This is a genomic window from Streptomyces sp. NPDC051315 (assembly GCF_044455165.1).
GTDB lineage: Bacteria > Actinomycetota > Actinomycetes > Streptomycetales > Streptomycetaceae > Streptomyces.
Genome location: NZ_JBITEN010000029.1, coordinates 26,596 through 53,291 on the forward strand (window position 1 = coordinate 26,596; position 26,696 = coordinate 53,291).

The 26,696-nt window shown below is 73.0% G+C and carries 25 protein-coding genes; 16 read left to right on the forward strand and 9 right to left on the reverse strand.

Annotation, left to right across the window (positions count from 1 at the left end; translation table 11 throughout):
• Window positions 1–19: 19 nt before the first annotated feature.
• Window positions 20–613 (forward strand): hypothetical protein, encoded by a 594-nt coding sequence (locus ACIBBD_RS36535; RefSeq protein WP_399424030.1) that lies wholly within the window; start codon window positions 20–22, stop codon window positions 611–613.
• A 121-nt stretch (window positions 614–734) separates the two neighbouring features.
• On the opposite strand, the gene ACIBBD_RS36540 is transcribed toward ACIBBD_RS36535, so the two are convergent.
• The 4 genes from ACIBBD_RS36540 to ACIBBD_RS36555 are packed head-to-tail and all read right to left on the reverse strand — an operon-like array spanning window position 735 to window position 2,967.
• Window positions 735–1,109, reverse strand: a complete 375-nt coding sequence (locus tag ACIBBD_RS36540; protein ID WP_399424032.1) for a hypothetical protein — start codon at window positions 1,107–1,109, stop codon at window positions 735–737.
• A 19-nt stretch (window positions 1,110–1,128) separates the two neighbouring features.
• Window positions 1,129–1,713, reverse strand: coding sequence for a roadblock/LC7 domain-containing protein (locus ACIBBD_RS36545; RefSeq protein ID WP_399424034.1), 585 nt, complete (start codon window positions 1,711–1,713; stop codon window positions 1,129–1,131).
• Between the two features lie 34 nt (window positions 1,714–1,747).
• A complete protein-coding gene (locus ACIBBD_RS36550) occupies window positions 1,748–2,572 on the reverse strand; it encodes a transcriptional regulator (protein ID WP_399424036.1) in 825 nt (274 codons plus the stop codon).
• Window positions 2,569–2,967: a hypothetical protein gene (locus ACIBBD_RS36555; RefSeq protein WP_399424038.1), complete on the reverse strand. Its 399-nt coding sequence runs from the start codon at window positions 2,965–2,967 to the stop codon at window positions 2,569–2,571. The genes ACIBBD_RS36550 and ACIBBD_RS36555 overlap by 4 nt, the downstream gene beginning before the upstream one ends.
• A 318-nt stretch (window positions 2,968–3,285) precedes the next feature.
• Here ACIBBD_RS36555 and hutU point away from each other — a divergent pair, with 318 nt between their 5' ends.
• The 4 genes from hutU to hutI are packed head-to-tail and all read left to right on the forward strand — an operon-like array spanning window position 3,286 to window position 8,772.
• On the forward strand, window positions 3,286–4,950 hold the full coding sequence (hutU, locus tag ACIBBD_RS36560; RefSeq protein ID WP_399424040.1) for a urocanate hydratase: 1,665 nt from the start codon (window positions 3,286–3,288) through the stop codon (window positions 4,948–4,950).
• A gap of 56 nt (window positions 4,951–5,006) precedes the next feature.
• A complete protein-coding gene (locus ACIBBD_RS36565) occupies window positions 5,007–6,209 on the forward strand; it encodes an allantoate amidohydrolase (RefSeq protein ID WP_399424133.1) in 1,203 nt (400 codons plus the stop codon).
• The gene (locus tag ACIBBD_RS36570) at window positions 6,206–7,555 is read left to right on the forward strand and encodes a formimidoylglutamate deiminase (RefSeq protein WP_399424042.1); all 1,350 of its coding nucleotides are present in this window, start codon (window positions 6,206–6,208) and stop codon (window positions 7,553–7,555) included. The genes ACIBBD_RS36565 and ACIBBD_RS36570 overlap by 4 nt, the downstream gene beginning before the upstream one ends.
• A gap of 44 nt (window positions 7,556–7,599) precedes the next feature.
• Window positions 7,600–8,772, forward strand: coding sequence for an imidazolonepropionase (gene hutI / locus ACIBBD_RS36575; RefSeq protein WP_399424044.1), 1,173 nt, complete (start codon window positions 7,600–7,602; stop codon window positions 8,770–8,772).
• A 412-nt stretch (window positions 8,773–9,184) separates the two neighbouring features.
• Here the strand turns inward: hutI and ACIBBD_RS36580 are convergent, their stop codons facing one another.
• Window positions 9,185–10,135, reverse strand: a complete 951-nt coding sequence (locus tag ACIBBD_RS36580; RefSeq protein ID WP_399424046.1) for an RNA polymerase sigma factor SigF — start codon at window positions 10,133–10,135, stop codon at window positions 9,185–9,187.
• 236 nt (window positions 10,136–10,371) lie between these two features.
• Between ACIBBD_RS36580 and ACIBBD_RS36585 the strand changes: the two genes are divergently transcribed.
• From ACIBBD_RS36585 to ACIBBD_RS36610, 6 genes are all read left to right on the forward strand, one after another.
• Entirely contained in the window at window positions 10,372–10,749 is a 378-nt protein-coding gene (locus ACIBBD_RS36585) for an STAS domain-containing protein (protein ID WP_399424048.1), read from the forward strand.
• Window positions 10,750–11,193: 444 nt separating this feature from the next.
• Window positions 11,194–11,676, forward strand: coding sequence for an ATP-binding protein (locus ACIBBD_RS36590; RefSeq protein ID WP_399424051.1), 483 nt, complete (start codon window positions 11,194–11,196; stop codon window positions 11,674–11,676).
• A 516-nt stretch (window positions 11,677–12,192) separates the two neighbouring features.
• Window positions 12,193–12,912 carry an LPXTG cell wall anchor domain-containing protein gene (locus ACIBBD_RS36595; RefSeq protein WP_399424052.1) on the forward strand — a complete coding sequence of 240 codons (720 nt, stop codon included), beginning with the start codon at window positions 12,193–12,195 and terminating at the stop codon, window positions 12,910–12,912.
• A gap of 121 nt (window positions 12,913–13,033) precedes the next feature.
• Window positions 13,034–13,948, forward strand: coding sequence for a hypothetical protein (locus ACIBBD_RS36600; protein WP_399424054.1), 915 nt, complete (start codon window positions 13,034–13,036; stop codon window positions 13,946–13,948).
• Window positions 13,945–15,042 carry a hypothetical protein gene (locus ACIBBD_RS36605; RefSeq protein ID WP_399424056.1) on the forward strand — a complete coding sequence of 366 codons (1,098 nt, stop codon included), beginning with the start codon at window positions 13,945–13,947 and terminating at the stop codon, window positions 15,040–15,042. Before ACIBBD_RS36600 ends, ACIBBD_RS36605 begins: the two co-directional genes overlap by 4 nt.
• A gap of 71 nt (window positions 15,043–15,113) precedes the next feature.
• On the forward strand, window positions 15,114–16,403 hold the full coding sequence (locus ACIBBD_RS36610; RefSeq protein ID WP_399424134.1) for a hypothetical protein: 1,290 nt from the start codon (window positions 15,114–15,116) through the stop codon (window positions 16,401–16,403).
• Window positions 16,404–16,466: 63 nt separating this feature from the next.
• Here the strand turns inward: ACIBBD_RS36610 and ACIBBD_RS36615 are convergent, their stop codons facing one another.
• Window positions 16,467–17,963 carry an oligopeptide:H+ symporter gene (locus ACIBBD_RS36615; RefSeq protein ID WP_399424058.1) on the reverse strand — a complete coding sequence of 499 codons (1,497 nt, stop codon included), beginning with the start codon at window positions 17,961–17,963 and terminating at the stop codon, window positions 16,467–16,469.
• Between the two features lie 511 nt (window positions 17,964–18,474).
• Here ACIBBD_RS36615 and ACIBBD_RS36620 point away from each other — a divergent pair.
• Window positions 18,475–19,152, forward strand: coding sequence for a response regulator transcription factor (locus tag ACIBBD_RS36620; RefSeq protein WP_399424060.1), 678 nt, complete (start codon window positions 18,475–18,477; stop codon window positions 19,150–19,152).
• A gap of 140 nt (window positions 19,153–19,292) precedes the next feature.
• The gene (locus tag ACIBBD_RS36625; RefSeq protein WP_399424062.1) at window positions 19,293–20,567 is read left to right on the forward strand and encodes an ATP-binding protein; all 1,275 of its coding nucleotides are present in this window, start codon (window positions 19,293–19,295) and stop codon (window positions 20,565–20,567) included.
• Between the two features lie 266 nt (window positions 20,568–20,833).
• Here the strand turns inward: ACIBBD_RS36625 and ACIBBD_RS36630 are convergent, their stop codons facing one another.
• On the reverse strand, window positions 20,834–21,346 hold the full coding sequence (locus ACIBBD_RS36630; RefSeq protein ID WP_399424064.1) for a GtrA family protein: 513 nt from the start codon (window positions 21,344–21,346) through the stop codon (window positions 20,834–20,836).
• A gap of 197 nt (window positions 21,347–21,543) precedes the next feature.
• Between ACIBBD_RS36630 and ACIBBD_RS36635 the strand changes: the two genes are divergently transcribed.
• Genes ACIBBD_RS36635 through ACIBBD_RS36645 form a run of 3 tightly spaced genes read left to right on the forward strand, consistent with a single transcriptional unit; the run spans window position 21,544 to window position 24,388 of the window.
• On the forward strand, window positions 21,544–22,683 hold the full coding sequence (locus tag ACIBBD_RS36635; RefSeq protein WP_399424066.1) for a 5-(carboxyamino)imidazole ribonucleotide synthase: 1,140 nt from the start codon (window positions 21,544–21,546) through the stop codon (window positions 22,681–22,683).
• Window positions 22,680–23,204, forward strand: a complete 525-nt coding sequence (gene purE / locus ACIBBD_RS36640) for a 5-(carboxyamino)imidazole ribonucleotide mutase (protein ID WP_399424068.1) — start codon at window positions 22,680–22,682, stop codon at window positions 23,202–23,204. The genes ACIBBD_RS36635 and purE overlap by 4 nt, the downstream gene beginning before the upstream one ends.
• A gap of 5 nt (window positions 23,205–23,209) precedes the next feature.
• Window positions 23,210–24,388, forward strand: coding sequence for a dipeptidase (locus ACIBBD_RS36645; RefSeq protein WP_399424070.1), 1,179 nt, complete (start codon window positions 23,210–23,212; stop codon window positions 24,386–24,388).
• 63 nt (window positions 24,389–24,451) lie between these two features.
• Here ACIBBD_RS36645 and ACIBBD_RS36650 read toward each other — a convergent pair whose 3' ends face one another.
• On the reverse strand, window positions 24,452–24,856 hold the full coding sequence (locus ACIBBD_RS36650; protein ID WP_399424072.1) for a VOC family protein: 405 nt from the start codon (window positions 24,854–24,856) through the stop codon (window positions 24,452–24,454).
• 283 nt (window positions 24,857–25,139) lie between these two features.
• Window positions 25,140–26,483: a UDP-glucose dehydrogenase family protein gene (locus tag ACIBBD_RS36655; protein WP_399424074.1), complete on the reverse strand. Its 1,344-nt coding sequence runs from the start codon at window positions 26,481–26,483 to the stop codon at window positions 25,140–25,142.
• Window positions 26,484–26,696 lie beyond the last annotated feature (213 nt).

The window sequence follows — 26,696 nt, forward strand, 5'->3', positions numbered from 1 at the left end:
GGCGACGAGGAGGCGGAGCGTGGCACGCGGAGATCGCAGAGTACAAGGTCTGGCTCGGGTGGCCGTCGTCGTACGGGCCGGGGCGGCGCCGCTGTGGTGGGCCGGGGTGTTCGCGGCGGGCATCGGCGTACTGGTCCCGGGCGTGACGGGCCGGCGGATCGGGGTGATGGCGGGCGCCGCGCTGTTCGTCGTGGCGGTGGCGGTGGTGGCGCTGTCGCGCCGCAAGCGGTACACCGCCCTCGCGCGGGCGGCGTCCCGGGCGGGCCGGCACGACGTGCTCCAGGACCGCGGGGTGACCGTGCGCGTCTGGCGCCGTGGTCACCGCTGGTGGCTGCTGCTGGCCTTCGCCGCGGCGCTGGGCAGCGCCTTCGCCGTGCCCGCGGCGGGCGGCATGCTGCTCGCCGGGTGCGGTACGGGGCTGCGGCTGAAGGCGGCCTGGCTGGGGCGGCTGGAGCGGGCCGAGGACGCGCTGCTGTGGGTGCGGGTCGACTGGCTCGCCGGGAACGGCGGCCGCCCGGCCGGCAAGGCGGTCAAGGCGTACCGCAGTACGGGGATCGCGGCGGGCGACGCGGCCCCGGGCGGGGCGCGCCGCCGCACCGCGGCACTCGTGTAGGGCGGTCCTGGGGTCGGGGGACCGGGCCGGTGGTTGTCCCGACTTGGGAGACCGGGCCGCCGGGCCTCCCGACCTGGAGGACCGGCGTGGGAAGACCGGGCCTGGGGGCGGGCCCCGCGGCTCAGACCTCCAGGTCCTCCTCGATCCTCCTCAGCTGGTGGCGGGCCATCGCCAGGTTGGCCCGCTTGGCGTCCAGGACCAGGTAGAGGAAGAGCCCGTTGCCACCGCGGCCGCTGATCAGACGGATCAGGTGGTACTGGTCGGACAGCGTGATCAGGATGTCCTCGATCTGCGCCTTCAGCCCGAGGTGCTCCATGGTGCGCATCTTGGCGCGCACCACGTCGGTGTTGCCGGCGGCGGCGACGTTCAGGTCGAAACTCTTGCTGCCGCCCATCGTGCCCAGCGCCATGCCGCTGGTGTAGTCGACGAGCGCGACGCCGGTGGCGCCCTCGATGGAGGCGAGCGCTTCCTTGAGTGCGGTTTCGGTGTTGGCCATGACGGGTTCCTCGTTTCCTCTAACTCTCGGTGGTGGTGCTGGTGGTGGTCGTGCGGGCGGTGGAAGTCGTGGCGCGGGGGCCGCGCGCGCTGCCGGAAGGTGCTGCGGCGGTGGTGGTGCCGGGCGTGGCCGTCGAGCCGGGCGTACCGGGCGTGCCCGCGGTGGTGGGGGTCTTCGCCGGGTCCCTCGACGGGGCTCTCGCGGCGGGTCCGGTCGGGCCTGCCGCCGGTGTCGCCGCGGCGTCCACGAGCTCCCCGATGCGGGCGCCCGCCCGGCGGCTCTCCAGGTTCAGCCGGCCGACGTTGACGCGGTCCTGCGCGAGCACGGTCAGCACGGCGCCCTTTCCGGCCGCGTACGTCGCGACGTAGCCGTACACACCGCGTACGAGCAGTTCCCGGACGTCGCCCTGGCCGGTCGTGTCCGCCATCCGTACCGCGACGGCGAGGGCGGTGGCGGTGAGCGCGGACACGCCCTCCGGTTCCACGCCCGGAGTGTCGTGGGCGAGGACGAGCCCGTCCACGCCCGCCGCGAGCGCCCCGGTCAGCTGGGGCACCCGCGCCCGCAGCCGCCGCAGCTCGGCGTGTATCTCCGGCTCGGCCGCCATCAGCGCTCTCCTCTCGGCACGCGGTCGCTGCCGTTCAAAGGGCCTCCAGCGCATCCCTGAGCCTCTTCAGCAAGGTGATGTCGGGGTCGTTGACCGGGGGCAGGGCCAGGTGCTGCGGGGGCTGCGGGACGGGCGGCGGGAACCGTGGGGTCAGCAGACCGGCGGCCGCCAGCCGGCGGACGTCCACCAGCGTGGCGAAGGCCTGCCGGCCCAGCGCCCGGGCGATGTCCGACGCGGTGCGCACCCCGTCCACCAGCGTCAGCACCGCGCGCTGCCGGGCGGAGAGCCCCGGCGCGGCCACCGGCTCGGCCCGCAGGAGCGGCGCGGAGTCCGGCAGCGGATCCGGCCACAGACGGTGCAGCAGCTCGCGGCGGCGCAGCGTCTCCCGCTCCAGGGCGTCGACCGGGACCGGCCGCAGCGCCCCGAACCAGTGCCCGGTGCCGTACCGGAACCGGCCCGGTGTGCTGCTGGGGGCGAGGGCGAAGTACGCGGCGTCGTACAGCGCCCCCAGGTGGCACACCTCCAGCGCGCCCCGCCCGATGCGGCCCGAGTCGAGCAGCAGCCGGGCGGCGCCGTGCTCCTCGTCGGCCCGCTCCACCGCCTCCCACCAGGCGGCGGCGTCGAGCGTGCCGTGGGCCGACAGGAGCACGTCGAGGCCGGGGGCGAGGGGACTCTCGGCGTGCACCACCCGGCCCTCGGCGAGGTAGAGCGCGCCGCACTCGCGCTCCAGGACACCGGTGGCCCGTTCGGCGGCGAGCCGCGTCAGCATCGGCGACAGCCCGCCGCCCGCGCGGTCCCGGGCCGCCGCCGTGTCCCGCACCGGCAGCCGGGGCGGCGGGGTCGTCTCCACGACGGTCATCCGAGCACCAGCCGTCCGGCCATCTCGCCCAGCCGTATCCGGGCCAGTGCGAGATTGCCGTCCGGCCGGGCCAGCCACACGTGCAGGAACACGCTGCTGTCGAAGGACGTCGGCACGAACCGCAGGACGTGGTAGCTGTCCCGGTTGCTGATGATCAGGTCCTCGACCGGGGGGTCGGCGGCCTCCGCCCCGCCACCGTCGGCGGGGGTGAACGCCCGCTGCTCCGCCGTGAGCCGCGCGACCTCCGCGGCTTCGGCGGCCGCGGTCTCGTGATCGCCGCCCGGGAACTCCCCGACCGCGCCCAGGGCCAGTCCGCTGGTCCAGTCGACCAGCGCGGCTCCCCGGGCCCCGGGCAGCCTCATGGCCTCCAGTAGGCACTCGTCGATTCCGGGCACCGTGGCTCCCCTCCCGCCTGCGGTTCGGCTGAGTGAGGGAGACGCTACGCAACGTATGCGCGAGGGGTGAGGGTTCTGGCATTTTCCGGCGGAACATGCGCCGGGCTGACTAATGTGGGTCAACTGTCCCTCTTTCCCCGCCTGTTCAACACCGTGCCCATGGATGCAGGTCAAGCGCGTGCAGGCGTGCGCGGGGTGGTGTGAGCGGCCGCGTGCGCTCTTCCCTCGGCCTGGTTGACTAGATGTATTCAAGAAGTCAGGATGTGAATAACCACAGCAACATCCGCCGGGACCATCCCAGCCGCGAGGAGGCAGACCATGTCAGGACCCCGCCCCGTACGAGCGCCGCGTGGTACGGAACTGAGCGCCCTGGGATGGCAGCAGGAAGCCGCCCTGCGGATGCTGCAGAACAACCTCGACCCCGAGGTCGCCGAGCACCCCGACAAGCTCGTCGTCTACGGCGGCACGGGCAAGGCGGCGCGTGACTGGCGCTCCTTCGACGCGATGGTGCGCACCCTGCGGACGCTGAAGCAGGACGAGACGATGCTCGTCCAGTCCGGCCGCCCCGTCGGTGTCATGCAGACCCACGAGTGGGCCCCGCGCGTCCTGATCGCCAACTCCAACCTCGTCGGCGACTGGGCCAACTGGGAGGAGTTCCGCCGACTGGAACAGCTCGGGCTGACCATGTACGGCCAGATGACCGCCGGCTCCTGGATCTACATCGGCACCCAGGGCATCCTCCAGGGCACCTACGAGACCTTCGCCGCCGTCGCCGCGAAGAAGTTCGGCGGCACCCTCGCCGGCACGATCACCCTCACCGCCGGCCTCGGCGGCATGGGCGGCGCCCAGCCCCTCGCCGTCACCATGAACGACGGCGTGGCGATCTGCGTCGACTGCGACCCGCGCGCCATCGACCGCCGCATCGAGCACCGCTACCTCGACGTGAGGGCCGACTCGCTCGACCACGCCCTGCACCTGGCCGTCGAGGCCCGGGACGCCCGCCGGCCGCTGTCCATCGGCGTCCTCGGCAACGCCGCCGACCTCGTCCCGCAGCTGCTCGCCATGGGCGCGCCCATCGACATCGTCACCGACCAGACCTCGGCCCACGACCCGCTGTCCTACCTGCCCAGCGGTGTGGACTTCGACGACATGGCGTCCTACGCGGCCAAGGACCCGGCGGGCTTCACCACCCGCGCCCGTGAGTCCATGGCCCGGCACGTCGAGGCGATGGTCGGCTTCCAGGACGCCGGCGCCGAGGTCTTCGACTACGGCAACTCCATCCGCGGCGAGGCCCAGCTGGCCGGATACGACCGGGCGTTCGCCTTCCCCGGCTTCGTCCCCGCCTACATCCGCCCCCTGTTCTGCGAGGGCAAGGGCCCCTTCCGCTGGGCGGCCCTGTCCGGCGAGGCCGCCGACATCGCCAAGACCGACAAGGCGATCCTCGACCTCTTCCCGGAGAACGAGTCCCTGGCCCGCTGGATCAAGCTGGCGGGGGAGCGGGTCCACTTCCAGGGCCTGCCCGCCCGTATCTGCTGGCTCGGCTACGGCGAGCGCGACAAGGCCGGCGAGCGGTTCAACGACATGGTCGCGAGCGGTGAGCTGGCCGCCCCGCTGGCCATCGGACGCGACCACCTCGACTGCGGCTCCGTCGCCTCCCCCTACCGCGAGACCGAGGCCATGCTCGACGGCTCCGACGCGATCGCCGACTGGCCGCTGCTGAACGCCATGGTCAACGTCGCCTCGGGCGCGTCCTGGGTCTCCCTCCACCACGGCGGCGGCGTCGGCATGGGGCGCTCGATCCACGCCGGGCAGGTCACGGTGGCCGACGGCACCCGGCTGGGCGGCGAGAAGATCCGCAGGGTGCTGACCAACGACCCCGGCATGGGCGTCATCCGGCACGTCGACGCCGGATACGACCTCGCCGAGTCGGTGGCCGACGAGCGGGGCGTACGGGTGCCCATGCGCGAGGGTGACGACGCGTGAGCCAGGTCCGCAGCGAGGCCGGCCGGCCGGCCTCGCCTCCCGCCTCCTTCCAGGAGATGTGGCGCGACCTGCGCCCCATCGGCCGCCACCCCGCCTCCGGCGGCTACCGCCGCTACGCCTGGACCGCTGCCGACGCCGACTGCCGGGCCTGGTTCCACGAGCAGGCCCGGGCCCGCGGGCTGGCCTACGAGGTCGACCGCAACGGCAACCAGTGGGCCTGGCTCGGTGACCCCACCGCCGGGGACGCCGTCGTCACCGGATCGCACCTGGACTCCGTGCCCGACGGCGGCGCCTTCGACGGGCCCCTGGGAGTCGTCTCCGCCTTCGCCGCGCTCGACGAACTGCGCGCCCGGCGCACGGCCTTCGCCAAGCCCCTCGCCGTCGTCAACTTCGGCGACGAGGAAGGCGCCCGCTTCGGCCTCGCCTGCGTGGGCTCCCGGCTCACCGCCGGACAGCTCACCGCCGAACAGGCCCACCGGCTCACCGACGGCGACGGCGTCACGCTCCCGCGGGCCATGGAGGCCGCCGGCCACGACCCCGACGCCATCGGAGCGGACCCCGAGCGGCTGGCCCGGATCGGCGCCTTCGTCGAACTGCACGTCGAGCAGGGCCGGGCCCTCGACCTCAGCGGCGACCAGGTGGGCATCGCCAGCGCCATCTGGCCGCACGGGCGCTGGCGGTTCGACTTCCACGGCGAGGCCAACCACGCCGGCACCACCCGGCTGGCGGACCGGCGCGACCCCATGCTGCCGTACGCGCAGACCGTGCTCGCCGCCCGGCGCGAGGCGCGGCTCGCGGGCGCCGTCGCCACCTTCGGCAAGATCTCCGTCGAGCCGAACGGCGTCAACGCCATCCCCTCCCTGGTGCGCGGCTGGCTCGACTCCCGCGCCGCCGACCAGGACAGCCTCGACCAGGTCGTCGACGGCGTCGAGCAGGCGGCCCGCGAGTACGCCGCGGCCCACGGCGTCGACCTCGACGTCGTCCGCGAGTCCTTCACGCCCGTCGTCGAGTTCGACCACGCCCTGCGCGACGAACTCGCCCGCATCCTGGGCCAGGAGACCGACCTCAAGGTCCCGGTCCTGGGCACCGGCGCCGGACACGACGCCGGGATCCTCTCCGGGACCGTCCCGACCGCCATGCTGTTCGTGCGCAACCCCACGGGCGTCTCGCACTCCCCGGCCGAGGCCGCGGCCGAGGACGACTGCGTGGCCGGGGTGCGCGCGCTCGCCGACGTACTGGAAGGGCTGGCCTGCACGTGACCCCCACGCAGCGGACACGGACGTACTGGCTGGAGCACGCCTGGCTCGGCACCCGTGTCGAGCCGGGCGTCGTCCTGGAGACCACGGACGGCCGGATCACCGGCGTCCGCACGGACACGCCCGCCCCGCCGCCCGGCGCGGAGGTGCTGCGCGGTCTCACCCTCCCCGGCCTGGCGAACGCCCACAGTCACGCCTTCCACCGCGCCCTGCGCTCCACCGTCCAGGTCGGCTCCGGCACCTTCTGGACCTGGCGCGAGATCATGTACGGGGTCGCCGACCGCCTCACGCCCGACACCTACCACGCCCTCGCGCGCGCGGTGTACGCCGAGATGGCGCTGGCCGGCGTCACGGCCGTCGGCGAGTTCCACTACGTGCACCACACCCCCGACGGCACCCCCTACGCCGACCCGAACGCGATGGGCGAGGCCCTCATCGAGGCCGCCGCCGACGCCGGCATCCGCATCACCCTCCTCGACACCGCCTACCTGTCCTCCGGCTTCGGACAGCCGCCCAACGCCCACCAGCTCCGCTTCTCCGACGGCAGCGCGGACGCCTGGGCCGAACGCTGTTCACTTCTCAAGGAACGGGACCACGCACGGATCGGGGCGGCTATCCACTCCGTCCGGGCCGTGCCCGCCGGCCAACTGGCGACCGTGGCGCGGTGGGCCGAGGAGCGCGGGGCACCGCTGCACGTTCACCTGTCCGAGCAGACCGCCGAGAACGACGCCTGCCGCGAGGCCCACGGGTGCACACCCACCCGGCTCCTCGCCGAACACGGTGTCCTCGGCCGGCGGACCACCGGCGTCCACAACACGCACCTCACCGACGAGGACGTCGCCCTCCTCGGCCGCTCCGGCACCGGCACCTGCATGTGCCCGACGACGGAACGCGACCTGGCCGACGGCATCGGCCCGGCGGTCGCCCTCCAGCAGGCCGGCTCACCGCTCTCCCTCGGCTCCGACAGCCACGCCGTGATCGACCTGTTCGAAGAGGCCCGCGCGATGGAGCTGAACGAGCGGCTGCGCACCCGCACCCGCGGCCACTGGACGGCCGCCGCCCTGCTGCGGGCCGCCTCCGCCGACGGCCACGCGGCCCTCGGCCGCGACGACACGGGGACCCTGGAGACCGGCGCGGCCGCCGACTTCACGACCATCGCGCTGGACTCGGTCAGGACAGCGGGCCCGCTGCCGCGGCTCGGCGCCGAGACGGCCGTATTCGCGGCGACGGCAGCGGACGTACGGCACACGGTCGTCGCGGGCCGGCACGTCGTACGCGACGGCGTCCACACGCTCGTCCCCGACGTGCCGCAGGCCCTCGCGCGGGCCGTGGCAGCCCTGCGCTCCTGACCACCGGAACCACCCCCACCTGCCCCGGCACCCACGAGGACACGATGAGCAGCACCGTCATCACCAACATCGCCACGCTGGTCACCAACGACCCCTCCCTCGGTGACGGCTCCCCCCTCGGCCTGGTCCGGGACGCGGCCGTCGTCATCGACGGCGACCGCGTCGCGTGGACCGGTGAATCAAGCAAAGCACCCGCCACTGACAACCGGGTCGACGCCGGCGGCCGGGCGGTCCTGCCGGGCTTCGTCGACTCCCACTCCCACCTCGTCTTCGCGGGCGACCGGACGGAAGAGTTCAACGCCCGCATGTCGGGCCGCGGGTACACGGCGGGCGGCATCCGCACCACCGTCGCCGCCACCCGCGCCGCCACCGACGAGGAACTGGAGGCGAACCTCACCCGTTACCTCGCCGAGGCCCTCCGCCAGGGCACCACCACCTTCGAGACGAAGTCCGGCTACGGGCTGACGGTCGCCGACGAGGCCCGCGCGCTGCGTCTCGCCGCCCGCCACACCGACGAGGTCACCTACCTCGGCGCCCACATCGTCTCCCCCGACCACGCCGACGACCCGGCCGCCTACGTCGCCCTGGTCACCGGCGAGATGCTCGACGCCTGCGCCCCGTACGCCCGCTGGATCGACGTCTTCTGCGAGAAGGGCGCCTTCGACGGCGACCAGGCCCGCGCGATCCTCACCGCGGGCAGGGCCAGGGGCCTCCACCCCCGCATCCACGCCAACCAGCTCTCCTACGGCCCCGGCGTCCAACTGGCGGTCGAGCTCGACGCCGCCAGCGCCGACCACTGCACCCACCTCACCGACGCCGACGTGGACGCCCTCGCCCACAGCCGTACGGTCGCCACGCTGCTCCCCGGGGCCGAGTTCTCCACCCGCGCCGAGTGGCCGGACGCCCGCCGCCTGCTCGACGCCGGCGTCACCGTCGCCCTGTCCACGGACTGCAACCCGGGCTCGTCGTTCACCTCGTCGGTGCCGTTCTGCGTCGCGCTCGCCGTGCGGGACATGCGCATGACCCCCGACGAGGCCGTCTGGTCGGCCACGGCGGGCGGCGCGGCGGCCCTGCGCCGCACCGACATCGGCCGCCTCACGCCCGGCGCGTACGCCGACCTGACCCTTCTGGACGCCCCGAGCCACGTCCACCTGGCCTACCGCCCGGGCGTGCCCCTGGTGTCCCAGGTGTGGCGCCGGGGCGCCCGCGTGGTCTGAGCGGGCGCGGGAGTGGCGCCGTGCGCCCCGGGGGCGCACGGCCGGTGAGTCGGGGTCTCGGGCCGGCCACGGGGGTGCTGCCGGGCGGGTCCTGGGTCGGGGCCGGCCCCGGGGTGCGGCGCCTTGGGGCGCCCTGGGTCGTGTGGTGCCTTGGGTCGCTCCGGGTCGCCCCCGTCGCCGTCTCGTGGGCCGGGGCCGGCCGCAGGGGGCGGCGCCTCGGGCCCCGGTCGTCCCGGCGGCAGCGCCCTGGACGGGGCCGCGCCGGGGCCGGCGCCTCGGGCCCGGATCGTCACCGGAGGCAGAACCTCCACCTCCACCTCCGCCACCGCCCTTACGCGCGTGCGCGCCCGGAGGAGCACATGGTGGTGCTCATCCGGGCGCGGACCGCACTGGTCTTCGGCCGGAGTGTGGCTCACTCCTCCAGCGTCAGCCCCTTGCGCAGGCGCACCAGGGTCCGGGAGAGCAGGCGGGATACGTGCATCTGGGAGATGCCGAGTTCCTCGCCGATCTCCGACTGGGTCATGCCGGCGACGAACCGCAGGGAGAGGATCTTCCGGTCCCGGGGCGGCAGCTCGGCGATCAGCGGCTTCAAGGACTCGACGTACTCGATGCCCTCGAGCCCGTGGTCCTCGTAGCCGATGCGGTCCGCGAGGGCGCCCTCGGCGTCGTCCTCCTCGGGCTGGGCGTCCAGCGAGGAGGCGGTGTACGCGTTCGAGGCGGCCATGCCCTCGACGACCTCGTCGTTGGAGATGCCGAGACGTTCCGCCAGCTCGGCCACAGTGGGGGAGCGGTCGAGCTTCTGGGCCAGTTCGTCCCCGGCCTTGGCCAGGTCGAGCCGCAGCTCCTGGAGCCGGCGCGGGACGCGCACCGACCACGAGGTGTCGCGGAAGAAGCGCTTGATCTCGCCCACGATGGTTGGCATCGCGAAGGTGGGGAACTCCACACCCCGGCTGAGCTCGAAGCGGTCGATCGCCTTGATCAGGCCGATCGTCCCGACCTGGATGATGTCCTCCATGGGCTCGCTGCGGGAGCGGAAGCGGGAGGCGGCGAACTTGACCAGCGCGAGGTTCAGTTCCACGAGGGTGTTGCGGACGTACGAGTACTCGTACGTCCCTTCCTCCAGCGACTCCAGCCGCTCGAAGAGAGTCTTCGACAAAGCCCGCGCGTCGACGGGTCCGACCTCGTCGTACGGGGGGATCTCCGGGAGTCCGGCGAGCAGGTCGGCGGTGCCGTCGCTCGGATCGCCGCCCTGTGTGAGAAGAGCCACAGAGCCCGGAAGGGTGTTCGGTTGGTCCGGAAGGGGTGTCGACGTCGCCCTGGGGGTATGCGGTGCGTCGAGCCGGGATGACATGATGTCCTCCATCGTTCTCGGCATATGGCTGCCGAAGCCAGTGCGTGCACTACGGTGTGCGGCGCCTCCAAAGCCGGCCGTGTCGGGTACGTGTTCCTCTAGCCCTACCCGCTTTACTTGACCGATCGCAAGTGCGATTTGTTGAGTTATGTCCGTTTGTGCGTGATTGTTCGGCTGTTGGAGCGCGTATCGAAGGCGTAGTGTTCGAGGGCGTCAGCAAGCAGTCACGACCTCGGGAGAGACACGGCATGGACCGCGGGACGGTCGGCAGCGCACAGTCTGGCCGGCTTCTGGTGGAGGTGCGGGAAGAGGGCTCCAGTGCCGTCGTGACCCCGGCGGGTGAGCTCGATCACCACACCGCCGATTTGTTGCGTGAGCCACTGGACGACTGCCTCGCCAAGGGGCTGAGCCGACTGGTCGTCGACTGCTCCCGGCTGGAGTTCTGCGACTCCACGGGGCTCAACGTCCTGCTCGGCGCCCGTCTGAAGGCAGAGGCGGCCGGGGGCGGCGTGCACCTGGCGGGCATGCAGCCCGTGGTGGCGCGGGTCTTCGAGATCACCGGCGCGGACGCCGTCTTCACCGTGCACGACACGGTCGAGTCGGCTCTCGTCGACGGGGACGGCTGATCCTGCGTGCGGCGCGGCCCGATGGCCCGCCCCGACGCCTCCACGACCCCGGGTGACCGGCGCGTGCCGTGTGTCACGGCCGCGTGCCGGGCCGGCCGCGGAGCGGAGAGCCGGACGGGCGACGGTCGGACAGGTGACGCTCGGACGGGGAGGCTCGTGTCCGGGGGGACGGTCCGGGTGGGCGATCCGGGAACGGGTCCGGGAAATGATCCGGGCGAACGAGGGGTGTCCCGCCGGTTCCGTCGGGCAGGAGACATCCTGAACATGTCGGTGGCACAGCGCGGGACAGAGCGCCACGCGCGAAAAGGGGGCGGGATGAGCGGACCGACCGTGCGACGGCAGCGGACCGTGTCTACTGGCTCCCGGGCTCGTGACATCTCGTGCACTCTAGAAATCTCGAATCGTGTGAATCATGAACTGGTGAATCGGTGAGGTGAAGCGCTGATGAGCACCACCCGGCCTTATTCGCCGGGCGACCGCGGCCCGGAGCCCAGCGGCGCTTCCGGGGCGTCGGCGGGTCGTCAGGTCCGCAGACTGAGCTTCGACGGCGAGAGCGGGGTGGTCCCGCTCGCCCGTGACTTCGCCCGCCAGGCGCTCTACGCGTGGGGCTGGCTGCCCGCCGCGACGGCCGACCAGCGGGCCGCCGCCGAGGACGTGCTGCTCGTCGTCTCCGAACTGGTCACCAACGCCTGCCTGCACGCCGAGGGCCCGGACCAGCTCGTCCTCGGCTGCGACAACAAGGTCATCCGCGTCGAGGTCTCCGACCGCGGCACGGGCCAGCCGTCCCCCCGCACCCCCCACCGCGCGGGCCGCCCCGGCGGCCACGGCATGTTCATCGTGCAGCGGCTCTGCCTGGACTGGGGTGTCGTCCGGACACCGGACGTCGCGGGCAAGACGGTGTGGGCGGAACTGGGCGCCCCGGCGTAGGACACCGGTTCCCCACGTCACCGGACTCGGCCCTCCGAGGGCCGGGCCCGTCTCACGCGATGGCCCGATCCGGTCGACCGCTCTGATCCGGTCCACCGCTCTGGTCCGCTCCGGGCGGCCTGATCCGGTCCCGGCTGACCTGATCCTGTCCCGGCTGACCTGACCCGTCCGACCTGCCTGATTCATTCCGACCGGCCTGAGGCGAGCCGATCCGCGGTCCGGTCCTCCGTGCGGCGGCGGCCCGCCCCCGGCCAGACGCCCCCCTCCGGACCCTGCGCCCCCCTCCCGTCCCTCACCGCCCCTCCCTCCCCCTCTCCGCGGTCACCGGCGGCCCACCCTCCCGCGCCCGCCGACCGCCTCCACGCCACTCCCGTCCCCTCCGCCCGCCCGCGCCGGTTCGGCGCAACTCGGGTGTGCGTCTTCCCTTCCCTCCTCGCGAACCCGGGCGTACCTTGACGGCCCGATCTGATGCGCCGTCAGGAACTGGCGGCAAGGAGCTGTCAGGAATGAGGGACCGTGTCGTACCGGAAGCGAACCGCCGCGCTCGCGACTGTCGCGGCCCTGGCCGGCCCGGTGGTGTGGATGGCCGCCCCCGCGGCCAGGGCCGAGGTCGTCGACGTCCACTACGCCTGCAAGACGCCCATCGGTGACAAGAGCGCCGTCTCACCGATCGACATCAAGGGCGTCGAGAGCGGCGGCGGCTACAAGATCACCATGTCCTGGCAGAAGGGCGTCTCCTCCAGCCCCGTCGAGCTCGGCAAGGGCGCCATGAACCCGAGCGCCACCATCAGGCTCGGCGGCGCCGACAGCGGCACCCTCAACGTCTCCGGCCCGGCCAACCAGGAGGCCATCCCGGCCGACACCCCCATCAGGATCAGCGACCTGAGCGGCACGTACACCCCGAAGAAGACCGGCAAGGTCACCTTCACGCCCGGTGTGCTCACCATCAAGGCGCTCGGTACGACCACCACCTGCACACCGACCAACGACCCCGGCCCCTCGCTCACCCTGGAGGTGACGGCCAAGGGTGGCGGCACCACAGGCGGCGGCACGACAGACGGCGGCACCTCGAGCAGCGGTGGCACGACCGGCGGCGCAGGGACGGCCGACGGCGGCAGCCTCCCGCAGACCGGCCCCGAGGACTCCGCGATCGCCCTCGCCACACTCGGCGGCACGGTCCTCCTCGCGGGCGTGGCCGGAAGCCTGTGGCTGACCCGGCGGAACCGAACGCCCTGACCACCACCCCCGTACGACGCCCGTACGACCTCCGGTACGGCACCCCGTACGGCCCGCCCGTCGCCCACCGTCACCCCCCCACAAGGCGCTTCGCGCCCGCCCCGGCCCCCTGGAGCCGCCGATGCCGTACGCCGCCGCCTGTGCCCTGCTGCTGACCCTGCCGCTCCTGCCGACCGCCGCCGCGTCCGCCACCGACCGGCCCACCGCGCCCGCCACCGACGACGGTCCCACCACGTCCGCCACCGACGACGGGTCCGCCGTGTCCACCAACCACGGGCCCACCACGTCCGCCTCCGAAGGCTGGTCCGTCGCACCCTCCGGTGGCGGGCGGCCGTCCTTCTACGCGGAGGGTGCGCCCGGCGCGGTGCTCGAGGACACCCTCGCCGTGACCAACCGGGCCGCGCACCCGCTCTCCGTCCGGCTGCACGGCACCCACCTGCCGGTCACTCCCGCCCGGACCACCCTGCGCGTCCCCGCCCGGACCCGCGCCGAGGTCCCCTTCACGGTCACGGTCCCCCCGGACGCGTCCCCCGGCGACCACTCCGGCACGCTCGTCGTACGGGATTCGGACGGGCGCGGGCGGACGGTACGGCTGCTGCTGCGGGTCGGCGGTCCCCAACTGCCCGCGCTGACCGTCGAGCACGTGGCGGTGCGCGCCGACCGCATCACGTACGAGCTGGTCAACCGGGGTACGACGGTCGTCGTCCCGCGTCTCGCGGTGCACGCCGACGGGGTCCTCGGCACCGTCCTCGACCGGGCCCCGCGCACCCTGCCCGTCCGTCTGCCCCCGGGCCGTCGGCTGCGCCTCGACGAACCCTGGACCGACCGCCCGGCCCTCGACGCCGTCACCGTCCGTCTGACGGTCACCGCGCCCGGTGCCGCGCGGGCCACGGCCGGTACCTCGGCACGGTTCGTGCGCTGGGACGCGGCGGCGGGAACGGCGGCCGGCGTGCTGCTGGCCGCCACGGCCCCCGCCGCGCTCGTACGCCGTCGCCGTACGAGCGCGGCGCGGCGTGCGGAGGGGGAGCCGGCGTGAGCGGGAAGGTGCGGGTCGTGGCGCTGGCGACGGTGCTCGCCGCCCTGCTGCTGACGCCCTGCGCGGGACCGGCCTCGGCGGCCGGCACCCCGACCGTGAAGCTCTCCGCGCCCCAGGCGGGGACCGGGGGGTCGATCACCGTCACCGGCGCCGGCTGGCGGCCGCGCGCGCTGCTTATGCTGCTGATCTGCGGGCAGGCCGCGCCGTCGAGGGGCGTCGTCGGCGGCACCAACTCCTGTGCCAACGCGGACGGCCGGGCCGTCACCACCGACGCCGACGGCCGCTTCAGCCGGGCGCTGCCGGTGGCCGAGCCGCCGGTGCCGTGTCCGTGCGTGGTCCACGTCGCGACCACGACCGGGGCGAAGGCGCAGGCCGACGCGGCGCTCCAGGTGGCCGGGCACCCCGTGGAGCCGTTGCCCGCCGCGCCGGCCGGCGGACGGCTGGCGGTCCTCAGCGACACCCGGCTGGAGGGCGGCGACGGCCTGCTCACCTGGTTCGGCGCCCCGCCCGCCCGCACGCTGGTCCTCACCGTCGGCAACCTGGGCACCGCGCCCGTGACCGACCCCGTCTTCCAGGTCGGCACCGCGCACGGCGTGTTCGCCCCCCGGTGGGACGAACGGCAGTGGCGCGGCACCGTCGCCCCCGGCAGGAAGGCCCGGGTCGAACTTCCCGTCGAACTCACCGCCGGCGCCCACGGCGACTACACCGTCTCGCTGAAGTACGGCGGGAAGGTCCTCGCCGAGCAGCCGTGGGGGGTGGGCCGCCCCTGGGGCGTGACCCTGTTCTGGATCCTGGTCTGCCTGGTGGTGCCGGCGGCGGTCTTCCGCGCCGGGATGGCGGTGGTGGACCGGGTCCGGCCGCGCCCGGCGGCCCGGCGCCGGGGGGCGCGTGCGTCCGCAGGCGGTCCGCGTCCGTCCGTCCGGCTCCCGGGCCTTCCCCGGCGCGATCCCGCCCCGGACCGGGCAGCCGCACCGGCTCCGACCCTGCCGTGGTTCACCCCGGACTCCGACCCGGGCACGGCGGGCCGGCTCTCCGCGCCGCACGACGACCGTCCGACGAGTCCCACGACTCCGAGCAGGAAGGGAACCACGTGAGCGAGAGCGAGAGAGCCGCACCGACCGGGACCGGACGGCGCACCAGGGCCGTGGCGGCCGGTACCGCCGTCCTGCTCGCCGGGGCGGCCGCTCTGCTGGGCGTGACCGCCGGGCAGGCCCAGGCCGCCGAGGTGTCCTACGCCACCACGTGCGTACCGCCCGCGGGCGTCGGCCTGCCCGAGGTCAAGGGCACGACCAAGGTCGAGATCACCGCGCCGGCCACGGCGAAGGCCGGGGACACCGTCGACGTCGTCTGGAAGTTCACCCAGGCCGCCTCCAGGAACCCCGACATCATCGACCTGCCCGCCGACTCGGTGCAGCCGTCCGGCACGCTCCGGGCGGCCGGCGCGCAGACCGCCGACATCGCGATGCGGGGCCCGCGGCAGAACCCGGCGATCCCCAAGGGCGGCGCGATGGTCCTGTCCACGATGAAGGGCACCCTGAAGCTGACGGCGGCGGGCCGGGTGACGCTGACGCCGGACGCGTACGTCGTCAACGCCATGTCGACCGACACCCGGTGCGCGCCGACGGAGCCGGTGCAGCCGGCGGCGACGATCACCGTCACGGCGGGGGAGGGCAGCCCGTCGAGCGGCTCGCCCGACCCGTCGGGGTCCACCTCGCCGAGCCCGCCGTCGTCACCGTCCGGCTCCCCTTCGACCACGCCCCCGGCCTCCCCCTCCGCCTCCCCCTCGCCCTCCGGCACCGGCGACGGCGGCGGCCAGACGGACTTCACGGGCAAGGTCGTCCAGGTCCCCTACACCTGCGCCTCGCCCATCGGGGAGAAGAAGGCCACCTCGCCCGTGCAGATCAACGCGCGGAAGAACGGCGGCGGCTACGACCTCACCGCGCAGTTCGAGAAGTCGGTGATGGACAGCCCGATCGACATCCCGGCCCACTCGGTCAAACCGTCGCTGCAGGTGGTCCTCGGCGGTGCGGACCAGGGGTCGGTGAAGGTGACCGGACCGGCCAACGCGGCGCCCATCCCATCGGGCGACCCGATCGAGATCCCCGACCTGACCGGCACCTACAGGCCCGGCGCGACCGGCGTGTCCACCCTCTCCCCGGGCGTCCTCACCATCGAGGCCCTCGGCACGACCACGACCTGCACCCCCGACTCCTCGCAGGTCTCCCTCACCCTGGACACCACCGAACAGGCGAGCGGCGCGTCCGGCGGCGGCAACGGCTCCTCGTCGTCCGGCGGTACGGCCGCCGGCGGGGGCACGGCGGCCGGTGGCGGCCTCGCGGAGACCGGCGCGGGTGACCACGGCACCCTCAAGGCCCTCGGCCTGGTCGCCGGTACGGCGGTCCTGCTGGGCGCGGCGGTGTTCACCTTCATGCCCGGGCGCGGACGGCTGCGCTGAAACGCCCGGAGGGCCACCGCGGCCGAGGTCGCGGTGGCCCTCCGGGAGAGAGCGGGCGGGACGTCAGTTGACGTTGCCCATGAGCTCCTTCACCCGCTTGCGGTACATCCACACCGCCGCACCGGCGGCGACGGCGAGCACGGCCTCGAAGGCCACGATGCCCGTCTTGTTGAGGTCGACGCCGGCGATGGAGAGCAGACCGGTCGTGGCGTCACCGGCGGTGACGGCCAGGAACCAGACGCCCATCATCTGCGAGGCGTACTTCGCGGGCGCCATCTTCGTGGTGACCGACAGGCCGACCGGGGAGAGGGTGAGCTCACCGATCGTCTGGACGAAGTAGATGCCGACCAGCCACATCGCGGCCGCCTTGTGACCGCCGTCGGCGATCGCCAGCGGGGCGAGGAACAGGAAGAACGACGCGCCGATCATGACCAGGCCCATGGCGAACTTGGTCGCGGTGCTGGGCTCCTTGCCGCGCCGGGCCAGGGCCAGCCACGCCCAGGCGAAGACCGGCGCCAGCGCCATGATCATGACGGGGTTGACCGACTGGTACCAGGAGACCGGGAACTCCCAGCCGAAGACCGTGTTGTCCGCCGAGGAGTCGGCGAACAGCGACACCGTGGAGCCGCCCTGGTCGTAGATCATCCAGAACACGGCGGCGGCGACGAAGAACCAGATGTAGGCGGACATCTTCGACTGCTCGGCCCGGTCGAGCTCCTTGTCCCGCTTGATGCGGGCGATGACCAGGACCGGGATGACCAGGCCGGCGACGGTGATCGGGACCAGCAGCCAGTTCAGCGTGTAGTGGCCGGAGAAGCCGACGATCGCGTAGAAGACGATCGCGACGGCGGCCCACAGGCCCGCCTTGCGGAGCGTGGCGGTCTTCTCCGCGGCGGTCATCGGGGTCGGCACGACGTCCGAGCGGGAGTCGAGGTGACGGCTGCCGAGCAGGAACTGCGCCAGACCCAGCGCCATGCCGAGCGCGGCGAGCGCGAAGCCCAGGTGCCAGTTGACGCTCTCGCCGATGGTGCCGATGACCAGCGGGGCGGCGAAGGCGCCCAGGTTGATGCCGATGTAGAAGATGGTGAAACCACCGTCGCGGCGCGGGTCGTCGGCGCCCTCGTAGAGGTGGCCGACCATCGTGGAGATGTTGGCCTTCAGCAGACCGGAACCGATGGCGACCAGACCGAGGCCCGCGTAGAAGGTGCCGGCGGCCGGCAGGGCCAGGGTGAGGTGGCCGAGCATGATGACCGCACCGGCGACGGCGACCGTCTTGCGGGGGCCGAGGACACGGTCCGCGAACCAGCCGCCCGGGAGGGCGAGCAGGTACACGAGGGACAGGTACACCGAGTAGATGGCGGTCGCGGTGGCCGCGCTCAGGTGCAGGCCGCCCGGTGCCACCAGGTACAGCGGGAGCAGAGCCTTCATGCCGTAGTAGGAGAACCGCTCCCACATCTCGGTCATGAAGAGAGTGGCCAGTCCGCGGGGGTGGCCGAAGAAGGTCTTCCCGGAGCCGGGGATGCCCGGACGGGCCGAGTCCTTCGTCAGGCTGGACGCCATGGTCGTTCCTTGCTGTCGGGACGCATGAGTGGAGCGTTACGCGCCCGGTGGGGCGGCCGGCACCGGCGTGATCGGCCCGTCCACCCCACGCCCACGGGGGAGTCCGCTCCGGGTCTCGGAGCGGCGGACGGCGACCACCGGGATCCACGCCCCGAGTGGGGGCCCGGCCACAGGTCGTTCCTTTCCAAGGCCGGCAGGGGCACCGGCCCGCACACAAAAGAGACCCTCAGCGTCAAGTCGAGCGCCGAAGGTCCCTGCGTGCTACAGGCGTTGTTTCACCATACGGCAGGACAGTGCCGGATATGGAAGGACTTGAGACGGGGATCACAGGTGATCACGGAACCCGGATCGCTGTTTCCAAGGTCCATACCAGGATGACATCTCCCGACCACAGGTCCGTACCAGGATCGGCCGGGTGGGGGAGGGCCGGCTGTCCGGCATGTCCACAGGTAAGAAACCGAGGTCCCCCATCACGCCTCTGGCCTCGCTCCGTGCGGACTACCATCACCTCATGACCCGTGTACTGCTCGCCGAGGACGACGCGTCCATCTCGGAGCCGCTGGCCCGCGCACTGCGCCGGGAAGGGTACGAGGTCGAGGTGCGCGAGGACGGACCGTCCGCGCTCGACGCCGGCATCCAGGGCGGCATCGACCTGGTCGTGCTGGATCTCGGCCTGCCCGGCATGGACGGTCTGGAGGTGGCCCGCCGGCTGCGCGCCGAGGGCCACAGCGTGCCGATCCTGATCCTCACCGCGCGCGCCGACGAGGTGGACACCGTCGTCGGTCTGGACGCGGGCGCCGACGACTACGTCACCAAGCCCTTCCGCCTCGCCGAGCTGCTCGCCCGCGTCCGGGCCCTGCTGCGGCGCGGCTCCGCGGAACCCCAGCAGCCGCCCGCCACCCACGGCGTGCGCATCGACGTCGAGTCGCACCGCGCCTGGATGGGCGAGGAGGAGCTCCAGCTCACCGCGAAGGAGTTCGACCTCCTGCGGGTGCTCGTGCGGGACGCCGGCCGGGTCGTCACGCGGGACCAGCTGATGCGCGAGGTCTGGGACACGACCTGGTGGTCGTCGACCAAGACGCTGGACATGCACATCTCCTGGCTGCGGAAGAAACTGGGCGACGACGCGGCGAATCCGCGGTACATCGCCACCGTGCGCGGGGTCGGCTTCCGATTCGAGAAGAGCTGAGCCCTGTCGCGGGGGCGCGTGACGCCCAGCGGGCTGACGCGTGTGCGCGGCCGTCGGCCGTGGGGGCCGGCCGCCCGGCTCCCCGCGCCCCTCGGGGGGCGCACTCACCCGTCTCGTAGAGCCACCGTCCGGAGAAGCCCGTGCGTCGCCGTCTCATCCAGTCCACTCTCGCCGTCGTGCTCGTCGTGATCGCGGTGTTCGGGGTGTCCCTCGTCATCGTCGAGACGCGCACGATCAGCAACAGCGCGCAGGAGCGCGTCGAGCTGGAGGCGGCGCGGCTGGCCAGCATCGTGGACAGCCGGCTGCTGGGCGCCGGGATCGTCGACGCGAAGGTGCTGGCCGACCAGGTCACCCAGGACCGCTACGCCGTGATCCGCATCCCCGGACAGCGGGCCATCGAGGTCGGCGTCAAGCCCGAGGGCGACGTCATCCGCGGGAAGGCGGTGGGCGAGGAGGGCGAGACGGTCGTCATCGAGGAGCCGCGCTCCTCCGTGACCCGGGAGGTCGGCCGCACCCTGCTGATCATCGGACTGGTGGCGCTGCTCGCGGTGATCGCCGCGGTCCTCCTCGCCATCCGCCAGGCCAACCGGCTCGCCTCCCCCCTCACCGACCTCGCCGAGACCGCCGAACGCCTCGGCTCCGGCGACCCCCGCCCCCGCCACAAGCGCTACGGCGTCCCCGAGCTGGACCGGGTCGCCGACGTCCTCGACTCCTCCGCCGAGCGGATCGCCCGCATGCTCACCGCCGAGCGACGCCTGGCCGCCGACGCCTCCCACCAGCTGCGGACCCCGCTCACCGCGCTGTCGATGCGGCTGGAGGAGATTACCCTCACCGACGACCCGGACACGGTGAAGGAGGAGGCCACCATCGCGCTCACACAGGTGGAACGCCTCACGGACGTGGTCGAGCGCCTGCTGACGAACTCCCGCGACCCCCGCACCGGCTCGGCCGTCACCTTCGACCTCGACGAGGTCATCCAGCAGCAGCTCGCCGAGTGGCGCCCGGCCTACCGCAGCATGGGCCGCGCCATCGTCAGCTCCGGCAAACGCCACCTCGAGGCGGTGGGCACCCCCGGCGCGGTCGCCCAGGTGCTCGCGGCCCTGATCGAGAACTCCCTCATGCACGGCGGCGGCACGGTCGCCCTGCGCACCCGCGTCACCGGCAACCAGGCCGTCATCGAGGTCACCGACGAGGGCCCCGGCGTCCCCGCCGACCTCGGCGCCCGCATCTTCGAGCGCGCCATCAGCGGCCGCAACTCCACCGGCATCGGCCTCGCGGTCGCCCGCGACCTCGCCGAGGCCGACGGCGGCCGCCTGGAGATGCTCCAGGCCCAGCCCCCGGTCTTCGGCCTGTTCCTCTCCCGGACGGCCCCCGCGAAGAAGACCCCGGAACAAGAGGAGCCGACGGTCAGGTAGGGACGCCGAGGCACGCGCACCTTCAGGGCGAAGGCCGGAGGCGCCCACTCGGCCCGTCCGGCGGCCGGCCGACGGCGCAGGCCAGGTGTGCTCCGCCCGTCCGGCGGCCGTTTCGTGGCACGGTCAGGTGTGCCGCTCGGCCCGCCTGTGAGGGCGAGGCCGGTTCAGGGCCGATAGGGGGCCGGGGCGGCAGCCTCCGCGGCGCCCGCACCCGCGCCCACGACGGTGAACGCCGGCGCAGGTGACCCCGCCGACGAGACCCCCGCTCAGCTCACCCGCTGCTTCGGCTTCGGCCGGCGCGACTCCGCCGCCAGCATCGACTCCGCCCCCACCACGGCCTCCCGCACGGGAATCGCCCGGAACACCCAGGTCCGGTACGACCAGAAGCGGAACAGCGTGGCGACCCCGATCCCGAGGAACTTGAACACGTTGCTCTGCAGCGGGCTGTCCCACCCGAAACCGTACGTCGCGAGGAACAGCAGCCCGTTCTCGATGACCAGCCCCACCGCGCTGAACAGCAGGAACAGCGTCAGCTCACGGGTGCGCCCGCTCTTGTCCCGGTCGCGGTAGGCGAAGTACCGGAACCCCACGTAGTTGAAGACGATCGCGACGACCGTGGCGATGACGCTGGCCCGCACCACCGGCAGGTCGGTGACGTGCCGCACCAGGTTGAACACACCGAGGTTGACCAGCAGCCCCGCTCCGCCCACGGCGCCGAACTTGGCGAGCTCGTGGACGAGTCTTCGCAGCCGTCCTTCGCCCGAGGAACCATGTCCCATGGTCGTACAGGCCCCCGTCCGGGTTCGGTTTCGTCAACCCAGCCATGCTAACCACCCCCCATACAGGTTTCCTGTGCTGAGGCTCCCGGGTCGGAAACCGGCCGGAAAGAAGCCCGGAAGGGGAGGGTAAGAAGAGGGAAGGACCCGGGTGAGAACCGCGGAATCCGGCCGCCCGGCGTGGCCGATACCCTAGGGGCGTGACGTTCCCGGTAGTCGGCATGGTCGGCGGGGGTCAGCTCGCTCGTATGACACACGAGGCGGGCATCCCGTTGGGCATCAGGTTCAAGCTCCTCAGTGACACTCCCCAGGACTCGGCGGCCCAGGTGGTGAGCGATGTCGTCATAGGCGACTATCGCGACCTGGACACGCTGCGCGACTTCGCGCGGGGCTGTGACGTGATCACCTTCGATCACGAGCACGTCCCCACCGAGCACCTCAGGGCCCTGGAGGCGGACGGCATCCCCGTGCGCCCCGGCCCCGACGCGCTCGTGCACGCCCAGGACAAGGGCGTGATGCGCGCGAAGCTGGACGCGATCGGCATCCCGTGCCCCCGGCACAGGATCGTGAGCGACCCGCAGGACGTGGCCGCCTTCGCGGCGGAGGGCGACGGCTTCCCCGTCGTCCTCAAGACGGTCCGCGGTGGCTACGACGGCAAGGGCGTGTGGGTCGTGGACTCCGTCGAGGAGGCCGCCGACCCCTTCCGGGCCGGCGTGCCCGTCCTCGCCGAGGAGAAGGTCGACTACGTCCGCGAGCTCGCCGCCAACGTCGTACGCTCCCCGCACGGCCAGGCCGTCGCCTACCCGGTGGTGGAGTCGCAGCAGGTCAACGGCGTGTGCGACACCGTCATCGCCCCCGCGCCCGACCTCGACGAGGCCCTCGCGCTCCGGGCCGAGGAGATGGCCCTGACCATCGCCAAGGAACTCGGCGTCGTCGGTCACCTCGCCGTGGAGCTGTTCCAGACCCGCGACGGCCGCATCCTCGTCAACGAGCTCGCGATGCGCCCGCACAACTCGGGTCACTGGTCCATGGACGGCGCGGTCACCAGCCAGTTCGCCAACCACGTCCGCGCGGTCCTCGACCTCCCGCTGGGCGACCCGCGCCCGCGCGCGAAGTGGACCGTCATGGTCAACGTCCTCGGCGGCGACTACCCCGACATGTACTCCGCGTACCTGCACTGCATGGCCCGCGACCCCAAGCTCAAGATCCACATGTACGGCAAGGACGTGAAGCCCGGCCGCAAGGTCGGCCACGTCAACACCTACGGCGACGACCTCGACGACGTGCTGGAACGCGCCCGTCACGCTGCCGGCTACCTGAGAGGCACGATCACCGAATGAGCCCGGTTGTAGGCATCGTCATGGGGTCCGACTCCGACTGGCCCGTCATGGAGGCCGCTGCCAAGGCCCTCGACGAGTTCGAGATCGGCTACGAGGTCGACGTCGTCTCCGCGCACCGCATGCCGCGCGAGATGGTCGCGTACGGCGAGCAGGCCGCCGACCGCGGGCTGAAGGTGATCATCGCGGGCGCGGGCGGCGCCGCCCACCTGCCCGGCATGCTCGCCTCGGTGACCCCCCTGCCGGTGATCGGCGTCCCGGTCCCGCTGAAGTACCTCGACGGCATGGACAGCCTGCTGTCGATCGTGCAGATGCCGGCCGGCGTGCCGGTGGCCACGGTCTCGGTCGCCGGCGCCCGCAACGCGGGCCTGCTCGCCGCCCGCATCCTGGCCGCCCACGACGAGGACCTGCTGGCCCGCATGCGGGACTTCCAGCAGGACCTCAACGACCAGGCCACCGAGAAGGGCAAGCGGCTGCGCGCCAAGGTCGACGGGTCCGCGGGCGGCTTCGGCTTCGGGAAGTGACGCCGATGACCCCGCTGGAGGAGGCCCGGGAACTGCTGCGCGAGTTCCCGGTCGTCGACGGGCACAACGACCTGCCCTGGGCGCTGCGCGAGCAGGTCCGCTACGACCTCGACGCCCGGGACATCGCCACCGACCAGCACGCCCACCTGCACACCGACATCCCCCGGCTGCGCGCGGGCGGGGTCGGCGCGCAGTACTGGTCGGTGTTCGTGCGCGCGGACCTGCCCGACGCGGTCCCGGCGACCCTGGAGCAGATCGACTGCGTACGACAGCTCATCGCCCGCCACCCGGGCGACCTGCGCGCCGCGCTCACGGCCGCCGACATGGAGGCGGCGCGCGCGGAAGGCCGTATCGCCTCGCTCATCGGCGCCGAGGGCGGCCACTCCATCGCCAACTCCCTCGGCACCCTGCGCGGCCTGTACGCGCTCGGCGTGCGCTACATGACGCTCACCCACAACGACAACGTGGACTGGGCGGACTCCGCGACCGACGAGCCGAAGGCCGGCGGCCTGACGGCGTTCGGCCGCGAGGTCGTACGGGAGATGAACCGGCTCGGCATGCTCGTCGACCTGTCCCACGTGGCGGCGACGACGATGCGGGACGCGCTGGACGCCACCTCCGCGCCGGTGATCTTCTCCCACTCCTCCGCACGGGCCGTCTGCGACCACCCGCGCAACGTCCCGGACGACGTCCTGGAGCGGCTGCCCGCCAACGGGGGCGTCGCGATGGTGACGTTCGTACCGAAGTTCGTGCTCCAGGCGGCCGTGGACTGGACGGCCGCGGCCGACGAGAACATGCGCGCCCACGGCCTCCATCACCTCGCCACCACCCCGGAGGCGATGAAGGTGCACCGCGCCTTCGAGGAGCGGCACCCGCGCCCGACCGCCACGGTCGCGACGGTCGCCGACCACCTGGACCACATGCGCGAGGTGGCGGGCATCGACCACCTCGGCATCGGCGGCGACTACGACGGCACGGCCTTCACCCCCGAGGGCCTGAACGACGTCTCCGGCTATCCCCACCTCATCGCCGAACTCCTCGACCGGGGCTGGTCCAAGCCCGACCTCGCCAAGCTGACCTGGCAGAACGCGGTACGGGTGCTGGGCGCGGCGGAGGACGTGGCCCGTGATCTCCAGACGACGCGGGGGCCGTCCCGCGCGAGGATCGACGAGCTCGACGGCTGACGGCCGCCACGGGACCCCCGGCGCCGCGGGCGGGCGCCGGGGCCCGAGCCCCGGCGCAGGGCCCTAGACGGAGGCCTCGGGGTCCTCGATCCGGCACAGGCAGAACGGATGCCCCGCCGGGTCGGCGTACACCTGGAAGTCCTTCTTCTCCCGGTCCTCGACGTCCAGCGGCCGCGCCCCCAGCGCCAGCGCCCGCTCGTGGGCCGCGTCGACCTCCTCCCAGGTGGCGCCGGCGTCGAAGTCGAGGTGGAACTGCTGCGCGTTCCGGTCGCCCCGGGGCCACTCGGGCGGGGTGTACTCCTCCACCCGCTGGAAGGAGAGCCGGGGACCGCCCGGAACTCGCAGGACGACCCAGTCGTCGTCCTCGGTCTCGGGCGTGCCGCCCAGCAGAGCCGCGTAGAAGCCGGCGAGGGCGTGGGGGTCGGTGCAGTCGAGTACGACGGAACGGACACGGACGACGGGCGCCATGCACAACCTCCTCGATGAGCGTCCGGCGGACGCACGGGGGGCACGGGTTCCCAGCGCTACGGGCGCCGTAACCCACCGGAGGAACCCGGACACACCGAGGAGCCCACGGGAGGAATCCGGGAACGCCCGAGGACCCCACAGGAGTTGCCCGGCAAGCCCCCGAGGGGCCCGGAGGAGGTTCACCCCGCACGTGCCGCCCGGGTGCGGCAGAATGCACCCAGACGCCGGTTCGGCCGACTGAGCCTCGGCCGAACCGGCGTCGTCGGCTGCCGGGGCCGGCCCGTCAGGCGGTCGGACGGCCCATCGCCCGGTACGTCCAGCCGGCCTTCCGCCACAGCTCCGGGTCGAGCGCGTTGCGCCCGTCGAGGATCAGCCGTGCCGCCGCGACCTCCCCGAGCACCCCCGGGTCCAGCTCGCGGAACTCCCGCCACTCGGTGAGGTGCAGCACGACGTCGGCGCCCCGCACGGCCTCCAGGGCCGAGTCGGCGTAGCCGAGGGTCGGGAAGACCCTGCGGGCGTTCGCCATGCCCTTCGGGTCGTAGACGGTCACCTGGCCGCCCTGGAGGTGGATCTGCCCGGCCACGTTGAGGGCGGGTGAGTCCCGCACGTCGTCGGAGTCCGGCTTGAAGGTCGCCCCGAGCACGGCGACCCGCCTGCCCAGGAAGGGACCGCCGCCGAGGGCCTGCCGGGCCAGCTCCACCATCTGCCCGCGCTGCCGCATGTTGATCGAGTCGATCTCCCGCAGGAAGGTCAGCGCCTGGTCGGCGCCCAGCTCACCGGCGCGGGCCATGAACGCCCGGATGTCCTTGGGCAGACAGCCGCCGCCGAAGCCGATCCCGGCCCGCAGGAACTTCTTCCCGATCCGGTCGTCGTAGCCGATGGCCTCCGCCAGCTTGGCGACGTCACCGCCGGCCGCCTCGCACACCTCCGCCATGGCGTTGATGAAGGAGATCTTGGTGGCGAGGAAGGAGTTCGCGGAGGTCTTCACCAGCTCGGCGGTGGGGAAGTCGGTGACGACGAAGGGCGAGCCCTCCGCGACCGGCGTGGCGTACACCTCCCGCAGCACCTTCTCGGCCCGCTCGCTGCGCACACCGACGACGATCCGGTCCGGGTGCAGCGTGTCCTGGACCGCGAACCCCTCCCGCAGGAACTCCGGGTTCCAGGCCAGTTCGGCGTCCTCACCGGCCGGCGCCAGCTCGGCGATCGTCCGGGCGAGCCGGTCGGCGGAACCCACGGGCACGGTCGACTTGCCGACGACGAGGGCGGGCCCGCGCAGGTGCGGGGCCAGCGAGGCGATCGCGGACTCGACGTAGGACATGTCGCAGGCGTACTCGCCGTGCTTCTGCGGCGTGTTCACGCAGACGAAGTGGACGTCGCCGAAGGCGCCGACCTCCGCCCAGTCCTGGGTGAAGCGCAGCCGCCCGCTGGACCCCTCGAACCCGGCGACGTGCCGGCGCAGCAGCTCCTCGAGGCCCGGCTCGTACATCGGGGTCTCGCCCCGCTCCAGCATCTCGATCTTCTCCCGCACGACGTCGAGGGCGAGGACCTCGAAGCCCAGCTCGGCCATGGCCGCGGCGTGCGTGGCGCCGAGATAACCGGTGCCGATCACGGTGATCTTGAGGGCCATGGTGGTGCTCCTGGGCTGGACGGGGATCGGACGCGGGACGAGCATAGTCGGGGCGTGAGGACGCCCCTCACCGGGCAGTTCTCCGGTGCGTTTCCCGGCGTCGTTCCGCTTGTCGCCAAGGTCACGTATCCCCTGCCTCGGGCAGGCCCCTAAAATTTGAGTTACTTAACGGTAATTAGCGAGATCACCCCAGTGTTTTGGAGCGTGAGAGAC